Genomic DNA, 13072 nt, shown 5'->3' on the forward strand with positions numbered 1-13072 from the left:
GTCTCCTCAGGCGGCTTGGGACGTGGCGTGTTCGGCGGCCAGCTCGGCCGCGTGCGCGGCCTGCGGCACCTCGACGATGCGCTGGACGAAAATGCCCGGCGTCACGATGTGTTCCGGGTTCAGCGCGCCGAGCGGCACGACTTCCGACACCTGCACGATCGCCACCTTCGCGGCGCTGGCCATGATCGGCCCGAAGTTGCGTGCCGTCTTGCGATACACGAGATTGCCCCAGCGGTCGCCCTTGTACGCCTTCACCAGCGCGAAATCGGCGTGGATCGGCGTCTCGAACACATACGGCTTGCCGTCGATCACGCGCGTTTCCTTGCCCTCCGCGAGCTTGGTGCCGTAGCCGGTCGGCGTGAAGAAGCCGCCGATGCCGGCGCCCGCCGCGCGGATGCGCTCCGCGAGGTTGCCCTGCGGCACGAGTTCCAGCTCGATCTCGCCGGCGCGGTACAGCCCGTCGAATATCTGCGAGTCGCTCTGGCGCGGGAACGAACAGATGATCTTGCGCACCTGCTTCGCCTTCAACAGCGCCGCGAGGCCCGTCTCGCCGTTACCCGCGTTGTTGTTGACGATCGTCAGGTCGCGCGCGCCCTGTTCGATCAGCGCGTCGATCAGCTCGGACGGCATGCCTGCCGTGCCGAAGCCGCCGATCATGATTGTCGCGCCGTCGTGGATGTCGGCCACCGCCGACTGAAGCGATTCGAAAATCTTGTTGACCATGTCTCTTCCTGATACGAACCCGCGGCTCGATGCGCGGCCTGTCGAGGGGACACGCGCGTGCCGCGTGCCGCGCCGGGGCCGATGTCGACCCCGGTTTTGTTCGCTATTCGAACCTAGATTCGATTAGCGAACGATGGCCGATCATAGAGTCGCGCACAGCGCGTTGTCAAGGCGGGTTGCCTCGGGGGTCGCCGCGTCGTCGAACGGCAAGCCGACGTAGTTTTCGGCGAGCGACTGCGCGGCGGCCCGCGAGCGCGTCACGTATTTCAGCTCGGCAAACTTCAGGCGATTGACGAACGGCGAATCTTCCGGCGACGAATGCAGCATGTTCGTCATGAAGTACGAGAAGTGCTCGGCGCGCCACACGCGCTCGAGGCAGGTCGCGGAATACGTGTCGAGCAGCGTCGCGTCGCCGTTGCGGTAGCGCGCACCGAGTGCGCGGGACAGCGCACGGACGTCGGCCACCGCGAGGTTCATCCCCTTCGCGCCGGTCGGCGGCACGATGTGCGCGGCGTCGCCGGCAAGGAACAGGCGCCCGTGCTGCATCGTCTCGGACACGAAGCTGCGCATCGGCGTCACGCTCTTCTGCGTGATCCGGCCCTCGGTCGGCGTCCAGCCCGTGTCGTTCGAGAAACGCGTGTGCAGTTCGTCCCAGATCCGCGTGTCGGACCATTCGGCGAGGTCTTCGTCGGGCTTGCACTGCAGGTACAGGCGCGTGACCGTCGGCGAGCGCATCGAGAACAGCGCGAAACCGTTGTCGTGATGCGCGTAGACGAGCTCGTCGAGCGACGGTGCCGCGTCGGCGAGAATGCCGAGCCACGCGAACGGATAGACGCGCTCGAACGTGTTCAGCCGCTCGGCCGGAATCGTCTGGCGCGCGATGCCGTGGAAGCCGTCGCAGCCGGCGATGTAGTCGCAGTCGATGCGGTCGTCGCGGCCGTCGGCGTGCTTGAACGTGACGAACGGGTGCTCGCCCTCGACGTCGTGCAGCGCGACGTCGCTTACCTCGAAGTGCATCGCGTGGCCATGCTCGACGCCGGCCGCGATCAGGTCGCGTACCACTTCGTGCTGGCTGTAGACGGTGATCGCCCGCCCGCCGGTCAGCTCGGACAGGTCGATGCGGTGGCGCTGGCCCGAGAACAGCAGTTCGATGCCGTGGTGTTCGAGCCCTTCGCGGCGCATCCGGTCGCCGAGGCCGGCTTCGTTCAGCGTGTCGACCGTGCCCTGCTCCAGCACGCCGGCGCGAATGCGGTTCTCGCAGTATTCGCGCGAACGCGCTTCGACGAGGATGGAATCGACGCCTTGCAGGCGCAGCAGATGGGAAAGCAGAAGGCCGGACGGGCCGGCGCCGATGATCGCGACTTGGGTGCGCATTGTTCGTCTCCTGAACATTGGTTCGAGTAATGGAACCCATTTGAGCGCTTTCCCGACTATGCGGCAATGCGATTCAGGAGATATGTTGTATACGTTTTGACGATACTGGCCCGGCGATGGATGCGCTCGATCTGAACCTCATTCCCTACCTCGTCGCACTCGACGACACGCGCAACGTGAGCCGCGCGGGCGACCTGCTCGGCGTCAGCCAGCCGCGCGTGAGCACGGCGCTCGGCCGCCTGCGCGAGTATTTCGGCGATCCGCTGTTCGTGCGCACGTCGCGCGGGATGGAGCCGACGCCGCGTGCGCTCGCGCTGCTGCCGGCCGCCCGCGACGCGCTCGCGCAGATCGAGCGCGGCCTCGTCGCGCCGCACGACTTCGACCCGGTCGCGAGCACGCATACGTTCTCGATCGCGCTGTCGGACGTCGGCGAGATCGTGTTCCTGCCGAAGCTGCTGCAGGCGTTCGCGACGCGCGCGCCGCACGCGAACCTGCGCTCGGTCTCGCTCGCGCACGACGAAGTCGGGCGTGGGCTCGAAGCCGGTTCGATCGATCTCGCGGTGGGCTACTTCCCGGATCTCGACGGCAACAACTTCTTCCAGCAGCGCTTGTTCACGCACCGGTTCGTGTGCCTGATGCGGCGCGGCCATCCGTTCGAGCAGGCGCCGCCGTTCACGGTCGAGCAGTTCCTCACGTGCGGGCACGCGGTGGTGCGCGCCGAAGGCCGCAGCCAGGAAGTGCTCGAAAAATACCTCGCGAAGCAGCGCATGCAGCGCCGCGCGGTGCTCGAGACGCCGCACTTCATGAGCCTGCCGTTCATCCTGAGCCGCACCGACCTGATCGCGACGGTGCCGCATGCGATCGGCTATGCGTACGCGGCCGAACACGCGTTCATCGTGCCCGTCGAGCCGCCGCTCGCGCTGCCGCGCTTCGACCTGAAGCAGCACTGGCATCGCAAGTATCACAACGATCCGCGCACCGCGTGGCTGCGCGGCGTCGTCGCGTCGCTGTTCAACGACGAGCAGGACGAATGGCCGAAGTGAGGGCCGGGCCCCGGGCCGCACACGCGCCCCGCGAAAGCATGAAACAATGCCCGGATTCCGCGCCGCTCCGGCGGCGGCATTCGATGGAGCAAATAGATGGCTAAAAAGAAGTCCGCGCGGCCCGAGCCGATCGCATCCCGACCGAGCCGCGAAGAAGCGGAAGACGCCGTTCGCGTGCTGTTGCGCTGGGCCGGCGACGATCCCGCGCGCGAAGGCCTGATCGACACGCCCGCACGGGTCGTGCGCGCCTATGAGCAGTTCTTCGCCGGCTATGCGCTGGAGCCGCGCGACATCCTCGCGCGCACGTTCAGCGAAGTCGACGGCTACGACGAAATGATCGTGCTGAAGGACATCCGCTTCGAGAGCTACTGCGAGCACCACATGGTGCCGATCATCGGCCGCGCGCACGTCGCGTATCTGCCGAATCATCGCGTGGTCGGCATCTCGAAGCTCGCGCGCCTCGTCGACGCGTTCGCGAAGCGCCTGCAGATCCAGGAAAAGATGACCGTGCAGATCGCCGACACGCTGTTCGACGTGCTGCAGCCGAAGGGCGTCGGCGTGATCCTCGAGGCCGCGCACCAGTGCATTTCCACACGCGGCGTGCACAAGCCGGGCGTCGAGATGGTCACGTCGCGCATGCTCGGCACGTTCCGCACCGATCCGTCGACGCGGCGCGAATTCCTGTCGATCGTCGCGAATCCTTCTTCCGTGAATCTGACGAATACGTAATGGAGCAAACGAAGCAAGCGGCGCACGCGCCCGTCGTGCTCGTGACCGGCGCCGCGCGCCGGGCCGGGCGCGCGTTCGCCGAGTATTTCGCCGCGCACGGCTATCGCACCGCGGTGCATTACGACCGTTCGGCCGATGCCGCGCAGGCGGCGGCCCGTGCGATCGCCGAGCGCGGCCACGATTCGGTCGCGCTGCAGGCCGACCTGTCGGATGCCGCGCAGATCACCGCGCTGATCGACCAGGTGTATGCGCGCTTCGGGCGCCTCGACGTGCTCGTCAACAACGCGTCGGTGTTCTGGCAGGACCATTTCCCGAGCTTCGACCTCGCGGCGTTCGACCAGGCGTGGGCCGTCAACTGCCGCGCGCCGATCCTGCTCACGCGCGCGTTCTACGAACGGGCCCGCGCGGCCGGCGCGCAGGGTGTCGTCGTGAACGTGGTCGACCAGAAGATCAAGGAAAACTTTCACCGCGACCATTTCAGCTATACGGTCGCGAAGGCCGCGCTCGGCAACCTCACGCAGATGCTCGCGCTGTCGTCCGCGCCGGTGCTGCGCGTGAATGCGGTGTTCCCCGGGCTGATGCTGCCGAGCGACGACCAGACGCAGGCCGACTTCGAGCACGCGAGCCGCGCCTCGACGCCGCTCGCGCGCATCGCGGGCCCCGACGATGTGGCGAGCGCGATCCTGATGCTGACGGGCAACGCGTACAACGGCGTGGATTTCGTCGTCGATGCGGGGCAGAACCTGATCCGCGTCGACCAGGACGTGCTGTACAAGCACCGCGCGCCCGACGGCAAGCACTGACCGGTGCGCGTCGACGGCCGGCGGCTGTCGGGCGCGCGCCGCGTTACGGCTTGTCGGCGCTCCCGCCTTCTCGCACCTTGCCCTGCGCGACGCTCGTGCCGGGCGGCACGCTGTGCGTGAGCCACACGTTGCCGCCGATCACCGAGCCGCGCCCGATCGTCACGCGACCGAGAATCGTCGCGCCCGCGTAGATCACCACGTCGTCCTCGACGATCGGGTGCCGCGCATTGCCCTTGACCAGTGCACCTTCGCCATCGGCGGGGAAGCTCTTCGCGCCGAGCGTGACGGCCTGGTACACGCGCACGCGCTCGCCGATGATCGCCGTCTCGCCGATCACGACGCCCGTGCCGTGGTCGATGAAGAAGCTCGGGCCGATCTGCGCGCCCGGGTGGATGTCGATGCCGGTCGCCGAATGGGCGATTTCATTGATGAACCGCGCCAGCAGCGGCACGCCCAGCCGGTGCAGCGCATGCGCGAGCCGGTGATGCATCATCGCCAGCACGCCGGGGTAGCACAGCAGGATCTCGGTGATGTGCTGCGCGGCCGGATCGCCCGCATACGCGGCCTGGATATCGCTGACGAGCAGCGCGCGGATCGCCGGCAACTGCCGGCCGAATTCGCGCGCGATTTCGAACGCGCGTTCGTCGAGCTCGGCGAACGGCGTATCGGCATGCTCGGGCAGGAACGGCAACGCACGGCGGATCTGTTCGGACAGGATGCGCAGCGTGCTTTCGAGCGTGTGGCCGACGTAGAAGTCGACGCTTTCGTCGGTCAGATCCGCTGCGCCGTAGTGCGTCGGAAACATCGACGCGCGCAGGCCGGTCACAATCTTGCAGATCGCATCGCGCGACGGCAGCTCGCGAATGCCGCGCGGATGGCGCGTGCGATGGAGTTCCTCGCGCGACTCGCGCAAGCCGGCGACGATTTCTTCAAGGCCCCACTGACGGGCGGGTGATGTCGACATATGCCAATGCAGGCGGCCGCGCTCGGTCGCACGGCCGCTAATAAAGTGACGGGTTCCGCAAGATTACCGCGTTTTTTGTCCGGGAGCGGCACGCCGGGGCTCGGCCGGACGGACGATGGCACGGGATCGCGACGGCGTCAGATCGTGATGCTGCTCGCGTCGATCCATCGCACGGCCCAGTCGCGCGCGTGCGCGATCGCGTCGCCTTCGTCGTTGAACTGGAGCTCGATCGGGAAAAATCGGTTCGCAACGAGTTCCCCGTCGCTCGATCGGGAGATCACGACGTAGGGCTTGAACGAACCGTCGCTGGCGCGCGCGGGCGCGCAGTTCAACAGATAACCGCGGTGCGTGAAGGCAGTAGTCGCTTGCATGAATCCGCCACCTCTAGTCCCTTGCTTTGTTGTTCACTACCCGTCTTTAAGGGTGCTCGGCCCCCCGGTGCGGGCAGAGGCGGCGCGACTGAATCCCCTGTCGCCGCTTCGCAGGAAAAGAATCATACTCTGTAGAAAACGCGTCTTCTAGCTGAAATAAATCACGACAAATCAGTGCGCGTCGGGCGACCGCGGCGATCGCCCGCGCGCCTTTTCCCGTCATGCCCGGAACGGGATTTGCTTCGATCCGGAACGCTTCGCCGCGAGGAGAGCCGCGATGGAATCATCCGGTCAAACCGGTCGTTCGCGTCCGCGCAGCATCGAGCTCGACAACGACGCCACGCACGACAGCACGGTCGACACCGACGGCAAGAACCGCGAGGCGTCGCGCCTCGCCGGCGGCGGGCCGATCTCGCCCGACGAAATCACGCGCAGCAACGCGTCGCTCGTCAATGCGATGCCGGAAGCCGGCGACGGCTTCGCCGGTTTCGACAGCCGCCCCGGCGGCAATCATCCGGCGTTCGCGCTGCGCGCCGGCTACATGGTGATCGAGAAGGGCTTCGACGCGCCGCCGCCCACGAGCGACGCGCTGTTCGGCCCCGTCCACCGGATGTACGGCAGCACGTACTGGCCCGGCCACCAGCGTCGGCCGGAGCGCGTCTTCGAGCTGACGGCCGTGCCGAGATAGCCGGCGCGGCGTTTGAATCGGTCGTTCGTTTGCGGATCGGTATCGGCCGACAGCCGATGGCCGGGGATCGGCGTACGCGACCGTGCGCCGATCGTGTGCCGGCAACCGCACGATGCACGAACGAATGATTCCGCGCAGCAGCGCGGGCGGCACCATGCACGCCGTGAATTGCACTGACGCACATGCGTTGATCGAGGTCATGTCGAAACGGCGCGGTTGCGCTTGAATGGCGATGCGGGCAATGCATCCGCGTGACCGTCGTGTCGTGTCGTGTCGATGTGATCGGCGTGCGCGGCGCGGCGTATGCGTGCGCCACACGCGACACCGATGCGCGCACATGCCTTCCCGCCGCAGACAACAGCGGCCGCCACGTCGCACGACACGCGTCGCGTGTCGCAGCATGCGTAGGTGCGTGGCCATGCACCGCGGCAACGGCAGCGGCGCCGCCGGGCGGCACGACCGGCACCTCACTGCAAAGTCCCGGCCGTTGGTTTACTCTGCCTCGCAGCATTGCGCATTGCCCAGCCCCAACGGCCATCCGGCCGACTTCGTTTCAACCCGCCACTCGGAGACACTATGTACAAGCGTATTCTGGTTGCCGTCGACGGCAGCGACACGTCCCGCCATGCGTTCGATGCCGCGCTGGCGCTCGCGAAATCGCACGGCGCCGAGCTGCAACCGTTCTACGTCGTCGAGAACGCCGCGATCTACTACAACGTGCCCGGCTACGATCCGTCCGTGCTGCGCGATCAGCTCGTCGCGCAGGGCAACGCACTCGCGAAGGATTTCACCGCGCTGATGCAGGCATCGGGCGTGAAGGGCGAGACGAAGCTGGGCGAAGCAACGTCGCTCAACGACGTATCGTCGCTGATCCTCGAGGGCGCGAAAGCGTTCGATGCCGATCTCATCGTGCTCGGCACGCACGGCCGCCGCGGGTTCCGCCGCCTCGTGCTCGGCAGCATCGCCGAGCAGTGCGTGCGCCACGCGACGCTGCCCGTGCTGCTGATTCCGGCGGCCGCCAACGTCGACGAAACGGCCGCGTAAGCAGCGTTCGGCATGCGCGGGCAGTCGCGACGTTTTGTCACCCGACAGCAGCAAGTTGCGGTGGGACAATGATTCCGTCGATTCAACGCCGGAGTAAACGATCATGCTGACGCCCGTCGCCACACGTCCCGCCGCCACGCCTCATGCCGGCAGCTGGGCTCCTCGCCAGGCCGCGCACTGCTCGACGTGCGCCATGCGGCACCTGTGCATGCCGCAGGGCCTGGCACCCGAAGCGCTCAGCCGCCTCGAGTCGGTCATCTGCGCGGCGCGCCCCGTCAAGCGCGGCGAAGCGCTGTTCCGCGAAGGCGACGCATTCGACAACCTGTACGCCGTGCGCTCGGGCTCGCTGAAAACCGTCGCGACGCGCCACGACGGCCGCGAGCAGGTCACCGGCCTGCATCTCGCCGGCGAAGCGCTCGGCCTCGACGGCATCTGCGACGACACGCATCCGCGCACCGCGGTCGCGCTGGAAGACAGCTCGGTCTGCGTGATTCCGTACAGCGCGCTCAAGGCACTGTGCTCGGAAGCCGGTTCGATGCAGTTGCGCATGCACAAGCTGATGAGCGAACAGATCGTGCGCGAAACGTCGCAAACGATGCTGCTCGGTTCGCTGAATGCCGAAGAGCGTGTCGCCGCGTTCCTGCTCGACGTCTCGTCGCGCTACCTGAAGCGCGGGTACTCGCCGTCGGAATTCAATCTGCGGATGACGCGCGAAGACATCGGCAGCTACCTCGGCATGACGCTCGAAACGGTCAGCCGCACGCTGTCGAAATTCCAGAAGCGCGGCCTGATCGAGATGCAGGGCCGCCACGTCCAGATCGTCGATTTCGACGGCTTGCATCACGTCTGATGTGACGCCGCACAGCGCGCACCTCGCGCGCCGCCTGCGTCACGCGATCGGTCAATCGAGAAACAGCGCGGCGCGCGCCTTCAGCGCCGCGCTGAAATCGTCGAGCCAGCCGATCGACAAACGCCAGCTCTGCCAGTAAAGGTCGATGTCGATCGTTCGCCCGCGCGACATGTCGACCAGTTCACCCGCCGCCAGTTGGCGGTCGACCATCCGGTCCGGACACATCCCCCATCCCAATCCCGTTTCGCACGCACGCAGGTAGCCCGCGACATGCGGTATCCAGTGCTGCGGCGGATCGAGATCCGCGCGCGTCACGCGCCGGATGAAACGCGCCTGCAGCCCGTCCTTCGGATTGAACATCACGCACGGCGCGCGGCGCAGCGCATCGCGCGTGATGCCCGCGGCGAAGTAGCGTTCGTAAAACGCCGGCGAGCACACCGCTCGATAGCGGATGCGCCCGAGCCGCTCCGACCGGCACCCCTGGATCGGCTCCGCCTGCGCGGTCACGGCGCCCTGCACGCTGCCGTCGCGAATGCGCGACGCGGTGTAATCCTGGTCGTCGATCACGAGGTCGAGCAACGTTTCGCGCTCCGTGCAGAACGGCCCGACCGCGTCGATGAACCACGTCGCGACGCTGTCGTCGTTGACCGCCACGCGCAACGTCGGCCACGTGCTCGCGATCTGGCCCGGCAATGCGGGCATCCGGCCGCCCAGTTCGGCCTCGAGCAGTTGCACGCGCTCGGTATGCCGGCACAGCAGCGCGCCCGACGTCGTCGCGACGCATGGCTGCCCGCGCTTGACGAGCACGCTGCCGACCCGCTCCTCGAGCAGTTTCACGCGCTGCGACACGGCCGACGCCGTGACATTCAGCTCCTTGGCCGCCCGCTCGAACGAGCCGTGCCGGATCACGGCCGCGAGGGCATCGAGCAACGCGTAGTCGAGCATTAGATTTCCTTAATCGGCATTAGGTGATTTAGCTTCTCTTATTTTCAGGCTGACCGCAGACTAGCGCTACCCGATTCATTCGTCTACTGCTTCCACTGCTGTCACCCATCATGAACTGGCTCGCTTTTTCCCACGGCGCCGCACTCTGCGGCTCACTCATCGTCACCATCGGCGCGCAGAACGCATTCGTGCTGCGGCAGGGCATCATGCGCTCGCACGTCGGCAAGATCGTGCTGCTGTGCGCACTGTCCGACATGATCCTGATCGGCGCGGGCGTCGGCGGCGCGTCGGCGCTCGTCGAACGCTATCCGACCTTCGTCCATGCGGTGCTGTACGTCGGCCTCGCGTATCTCGCGTGGTTCGGCATCAATGCGCTGCGCCGCGCGTTCAAGCCCGGCCACGAAACGCTCGACGTGCGCGGCGACGCGGTCGCGCCGCCGCCGCAGAGCGGCCTCGCGATCGTGCTGATGACGCTCGCGTTCACGTGGCTCAACCCGCACGTGTATCTCGACACGTTCCTGCTGATCGGCACGGCCGGCGCACGCGAGCCGGAAGGCGCGCGGCTCGCGTTCGCGATCGGCGCGATGTCGGTCAGCGTCGTGTGGTTCCTCGGGCTCGGCTACGGTGCGCGACTGCTGGCGCCGTGGTTCCGCAAGGCGACGGCGTGGCGTGTGCTGGATGGCGCGATCGGCAGCATGGTGCTGTTTCTCGCGGCGGTGCAGTTGCGCTGACCGGCTCGCCAATGCGCGGGCGGCCGCTTGCCGCCCGTCGTCCCGCCCGCTTCGGCGCAATGCCGGAGCATCCACGCTCCCGCCCGCCGCCCGCCACCCACCGCTGCGCGTCACCTCGCGCCAGCCGCGACAAAAAATCGGTTCCCGATCGAACGCAACCACGCGAAACACCCACACAGCGGACGGGTTGTCCGCCATCCGCGTCATGCCGTCCGCCATCGCGACGATGCGCCGCCTGCACGATTCGAAGCGATCGGCGAGAATGTCCTGCGTCCCGCGACAACGGCGTGACCGCACCACGTACCCCGTCGTCTCGCCGTGATCGTCTCGGCCCATCCCGCAGTTCCATTCCGTCACCCGCAGATATCGGAGCAGAACATGGCACTACGCACCCTCGGCACATCTAACATCCAGGTTTCGCCGCTCGCGTTCGGCGGCAACGTCTTCGGCTGGACCGTCGACGAGAACACGTCGTTTGCGCTGCTCGACGCGCTCGCCGACACCGGCATCAACTTCATCGACACGGCCGACGTCTACTCGGCCTGGGTTCCCGGCAACAGCGGCGGCGAGTCGGAAACGATCATCGGCAAGTGGCTCAAGCGTTCCGGCAAGCGCGAGCAGGTCGTGATCGCGACCAAGGTCGGCCTGCTCGCCGCGCGCGCGGGGCTGACCCGCGACAACATCCTGAAAGCCGCCGACGATTCGCTGCGTCGCCTGCAGACCGACTACATCGACCTGTATTTCTCGCATCGCGACCTCGCCGATACGGCCCCGCTCGAAGAAACGCTCGGCGCCTATCAAACGCTGATCGACGCGGGCAAGGTGCGGATCATCGGCGCATCGAACTACAGCGGCGCACGGCTGCGTGAAGCGGCCGACATCAGCAAGCGCGACGGGCTGCCCGCGTACCAGGTCATCCAGCCCGAATACAACCTGCTCAACCGCGCCGACTACGAGCGCGATCTCGAACCGGTCGTGCGCGACCTGAAGCTTGGGGTCGTCAACTACTATGCGCTCGCGAGCGGATTCCTGTCGGGGAAGTACCGCAGCGAGGCCGACCTGAAGAAGAGCGTGCGCGGCGATCGCGTCGCCGGGTATCTCAATGAGCGCGGGCTGCGTATTCTTGCGGCACTCGATGCGGTAGCCGAGAAGCACGGCACGCAGCCGGCCGCGATCGCGCTTGCATGGCAGATCGCGCGGCCAACGATCACCGCGCCGATCGCCAGCGCGACGTCGCTGGCGCAGCTGGCATCGCTCGGCGAAGCGATCCGGGTTCAGCTCGATCAGGATGACATTCGCCGGATCGACGAGGCGAGCGCAGGCTGAAGTTAGTGGTAGCGAGCCGGTCGATCGGATCGTGCATTCTGCGCGGCTCCGCGATCGGCCGGTATCGTGTGCGCGCTCGCATCACAGCCTTCGCGGGGGCGGGTCATTCGTGAACGGCGGGTGGATACAACGGCTCGGGTCCGGGTGGCCCGCCGCACAATCTGCGATGCGTCGGTGATGCCGCGCATCGTGTCCGGCAACACGAACGCGCCGACGATCATGATCGCGGAGCGCTGCGCCGAATTCATGCTGGCAGAGTAACGCAACGCGGCGCGCGGGCGTTTTCCTTCCCGACAATAAAAACGGCGCGTGAAACACGCGCCGCCGCTCCATCCGCATCACCTGCCGGAATCACCCCCGTCCGCCCGCACCGCCTCGCGCAGCGCCATCGGCGACGCGCCATAGCGCTCGCGAATCGCACGGCTGAAATGAGCCTGGCTCGAAAAGCCCCAGCGAAACGCGATTTCGCCGACGCTCGTCTTGCGCAGCCGCGCATCGGTCAGCTCGCGATACGCATGCGACAGCCGTTCCGACCAGATGTGCTGCGTGATCGACTCGCCTTCGGCCGCGAAGAGCCGGCTCAGATGCCGCAACGACAGCCCGACCGCATCGGCGACGGCCTGCGGCCCGAGTTCCGGGTCGCCCAGATGCGTCGCGATGTACTGCTTCGCGGTCAGCAGATACGACAGCGACGCACGCGACGCGCCCGCGCCATTCACCTCCGCATCGATGAGTTCCGCGATCAGCGTGCGCGTGTGTTCGGCGAACCGCGCGGCGTCACGCTCGACCGGATCCTTCATGAAGCGCTCGACGCTCGCGCGCAACGTCGCGCCGAGCATCGCGCCCGCGCCCGGTTTCGGCGCGATCCGCAGCGGCAGCGCCGCCAGTTCCGCATCGAGCCGGTCGTCGAACGTCGTAATCGGGATATCGATCAGCAGCTGTCGCATCGGCGTCAGGAATCCGAACAGATAGGGCACGCGCGTGTCGTAGACGACGACATCGCCGGCGTCCGCGAGCAGGCAACGGTCCCGCTGGATGAAATATGCGCGCCCGCTCAGGATCTGGCACGCGAACAGCGACTCCTTCGGCAACTGCCGCACCAGCGCGGGGCTGCGCTCGATCACGTGATCCTGGCCGCTGATGTCCGCGATGCCGAGGCCCGGCAACGCGATGTCGGTCTTCTCGACCTCGAGCCCGGCCGGCGACAGCGACGAACAGCGCAGCCCGACCAGCGTCGCCGCATTGAACGCATCCCAGTACGCCATCCTGTCGCGCGCCGGCACGTCGGCCGTCGAGCCTCGCGTGCGGGAAAAAACGGTCGAATTCGTCACGTCGCCTCCTGCGGGCGCCTGTCGTGCGGAGCGGCACGGATTGGGGGATGGTTCGTCTGGATTTTGGTGCGATGCAATGTCCGGCGCGGTCAAGCAATTCGTCCAGCCCAGTCAAGAGCGGCGCGCACCGGCTGGCTAAAGTCGAGCCCA

At 67.0% G+C, this 13072-nt stretch carries 14 protein-coding genes and 1 pseudogene; 9 read left to right on the forward strand and 6 right to left on the reverse strand.

Going from position 1 to position 13072, the window contains the following annotated elements; translation table 11 throughout:
- Nucleotides 1-6: 6 nt before the first annotated feature.
- Together CFB47_RS32105 and pobA are read right to left on the reverse strand one after the other, a co-directional pair.
- Nucleotides 7-723 (reverse strand): 3-oxoacid CoA-transferase subunit A, encoded by a 717-nt coding sequence (locus CFB47_RS32105; protein ID WP_039344485.1) that lies wholly within the window; start codon nt 721-723, stop codon nt 7-9.
- Nucleotides 724-864: 141 nt separating this feature from the next.
- Nucleotides 865-2097, reverse strand: coding sequence for a 4-hydroxybenzoate 3-monooxygenase (pobA, locus tag CFB47_RS32110; RefSeq protein WP_089463468.1), 1233 nt, complete (start codon nt 2095-2097; stop codon nt 865-867).
- A 116-nt stretch (nt 2098-2213) separates the two neighbouring features.
- Between pobA and CFB47_RS32115 the strand changes: the two genes are divergently transcribed.
- From CFB47_RS32115 to CFB47_RS32125, 3 genes are all read left to right on the forward strand, one after another.
- Complete coding sequence (locus CFB47_RS32115) at nt 2214-3140, forward strand: LysR family transcriptional regulator (RefSeq protein ID WP_089443679.1); 927 nt, start codon at nt 2214-2216, stop codon at nt 3138-3140.
- A gap of 96 nt (nt 3141-3236) precedes the next feature.
- Entirely contained in the window at nt 3237-3869 is a 633-nt protein-coding gene (gene folE / locus CFB47_RS32120) for a GTP cyclohydrolase I FolE (protein WP_089463469.1), read from the forward strand.
- Nucleotides 3869-4672, forward strand: a complete 804-nt coding sequence (locus CFB47_RS32125; protein WP_089457253.1) for an SDR family oxidoreductase — start codon at nt 3869-3871, stop codon at nt 4670-4672. The genes folE and CFB47_RS32125 overlap by 1 nt, the downstream gene beginning before the upstream one ends.
- 43 nt (nt 4673-4715) lie before the next feature.
- Here CFB47_RS32125 and epsC read toward each other — a convergent pair whose 3' ends face one another.
- Both epsC and CFB47_RS32135 read right to left on the reverse strand, forming a co-directional pair.
- The gene (epsC, locus tag CFB47_RS42080) at nt 4716-5636 is read right to left on the reverse strand and encodes a serine O-acetyltransferase EpsC (protein WP_089463470.1); all 921 of its coding nucleotides are present in this window, start codon (nt 5634-5636) and stop codon (nt 4716-4718) included.
- Nucleotides 5637-5773: 137 nt separating this feature from the next.
- On the reverse strand, nt 5774-6007 hold the full coding sequence (locus CFB47_RS32135; protein WP_011356723.1) for a hypothetical protein: 234 nt from the start codon (nt 6005-6007) through the stop codon (nt 5774-5776).
- A gap of 277 nt (nt 6008-6284) precedes the next feature.
- On the opposite strand from CFB47_RS32135, the gene CFB47_RS32140 reads away from it, so the two are divergent.
- The 3 genes from CFB47_RS32140 (at nt 6285) to fnr (ending at nt 8589) form a co-directional block, all read left to right on the forward strand.
- Nucleotides 6285-6695 carry a DUF3005 domain-containing protein gene (locus CFB47_RS32140; protein WP_089463471.1) on the forward strand — a complete coding sequence of 137 codons (411 nt, stop codon included), beginning with the start codon at nt 6285-6287 and terminating at the stop codon, nt 6693-6695.
- Between the two features lie 576 nt (nt 6696-7271).
- Entirely contained in the window at nt 7272-7739 is a 468-nt protein-coding gene (locus tag CFB47_RS32145; protein WP_089463472.1) for a universal stress protein, read from the forward strand.
- A gap of 103 nt (nt 7740-7842) precedes the next feature.
- A complete protein-coding gene (fnr, locus tag CFB47_RS32150; RefSeq protein WP_059523493.1) occupies nt 7843-8589 on the forward strand; it encodes a fumarate/nitrate reduction transcriptional regulator Fnr in 747 nt (248 codons plus the stop codon).
- A gap of 51 nt (nt 8590-8640) precedes the next feature.
- Here fnr and CFB47_RS32155 read toward each other — a convergent pair whose 3' ends face one another.
- On the reverse strand, nt 8641-9534 hold the full coding sequence (locus CFB47_RS32155; protein WP_089443686.1) for a LysR family transcriptional regulator ArgP: 894 nt from the start codon (nt 9532-9534) through the stop codon (nt 8641-8643).
- 110 nt (nt 9535-9644) lie between these two features.
- Between CFB47_RS32155 and CFB47_RS32160 the strand changes: the two genes are divergently transcribed.
- The 3 genes and pseudogenes from CFB47_RS32160 to CFB47_RS32170 form a co-directional block, all read left to right on the forward strand.
- On the forward strand, nt 9645-10265 hold the full coding sequence (locus tag CFB47_RS32160; protein WP_089443687.1) for a LysE/ArgO family amino acid transporter: 621 nt from the start codon (nt 9645-9647) through the stop codon (nt 10263-10265).
- 378 nt (nt 10266-10643) lie between these two features.
- Complete coding sequence (locus CFB47_RS32165) at nt 10644-11591, forward strand: aldo/keto reductase (protein ID WP_089463473.1); 948 nt, start codon at nt 10644-10646, stop codon at nt 11589-11591.
- Nucleotides 11592-11711: 120 nt separating this feature from the next.
- A pseudogene (locus CFB47_RS32170) lies at nt 11712-11852 on the forward strand (GMC oxidoreductase); the annotation flags it as partial.
- Between the two features lie 77 nt (nt 11853-11929).
- On the opposite strand, the gene CFB47_RS32175 reads toward CFB47_RS32170, so the two are convergent.
- Nucleotides 11930-12922: a helix-turn-helix domain-containing protein gene (locus CFB47_RS32175; protein ID WP_089463474.1), complete on the reverse strand. Its 993-nt coding sequence runs from the start codon at nt 12920-12922 to the stop codon at nt 11930-11932.
- Nucleotides 12923-13072: the final 150 nt, after the last annotated feature.

This window comes from Burkholderia sp. AU27893, assembly GCF_002223205.1.
Classification (GTDB): Bacteria; Pseudomonadota; Gammaproteobacteria; order Burkholderiales; family Burkholderiaceae; genus Burkholderia.

What these genes read in the sequence shown, in the direction of transcription:
- CFB47_RS32140 (WP_089463471.1), top strand. Translation starts at nt 6,285, where the DNA reads ATGGAATCATCCGGTCAAACCGGTCGTTCGCGTCCGCGCAGCATCGAG.
- CFB47_RS32105 (WP_039344485.1), bottom strand. Translation starts at nt 723, where the DNA reads ATGGTCAACAAGATTTTCGAATCGCTTCAGTCGGCGGTGGCCGACATC.
- CFB47_RS32135 (WP_011356723.1), bottom strand. Translation starts at nt 6,007, where the DNA reads ATGCAAGCGACTACTGCCTTCACGCACCGCGGTTATCTGTTGAACTGC.
- folE (WP_089463469.1), top strand. Translation starts at nt 3,237, where the DNA reads ATGGCTAAAAAGAAGTCCGCGCGGCCCGAGCCGATCGCATCCCGACCG.
- pobA (WP_089463468.1), bottom strand. Translation starts at nt 2,097, where the DNA reads ATGCGCACCCAAGTCGCGATCATCGGCGCCGGCCCGTCCGGCCTTCTG.
- CFB47_RS32145 (WP_089463472.1), top strand. Translation starts at nt 7,272, where the DNA reads ATGTACAAGCGTATTCTGGTTGCCGTCGACGGCAGCGACACGTCCCGC.
- CFB47_RS32155 (WP_089443686.1), bottom strand. Translation starts at nt 9,534, where the DNA reads ATGCTCGACTACGCGTTGCTCGATGCCCTCGCGGCCGTGATCCGGCAC.
- CFB47_RS32125 (WP_089457253.1), top strand. Translation starts at nt 3,869, where the DNA reads ATGGAGCAAACGAAGCAAGCGGCGCACGCGCCCGTCGTGCTCGTGACC.
- epsC (WP_089463470.1), bottom strand. Translation starts at nt 5,636, where the DNA reads ATGTCGACATCACCCGCCCGTCAGTGGGGCCTTGAAGAAATCGTCGCC.
- fnr (WP_059523493.1), top strand. Translation starts at nt 7,843, where the DNA reads ATGCTGACGCCCGTCGCCACACGTCCCGCCGCCACGCCTCATGCCGGC.
- CFB47_RS32165 (WP_089463473.1), top strand. Translation starts at nt 10,644, where the DNA reads ATGGCACTACGCACCCTCGGCACATCTAACATCCAGGTTTCGCCGCTC.
- CFB47_RS32160 (WP_089443687.1), top strand. Translation starts at nt 9,645, where the DNA reads ATGAACTGGCTCGCTTTTTCCCACGGCGCCGCACTCTGCGGCTCACTC.
- CFB47_RS32115 (WP_089443679.1), top strand. Translation starts at nt 2,214, where the DNA reads ATGGATGCGCTCGATCTGAACCTCATTCCCTACCTCGTCGCACTCGAC.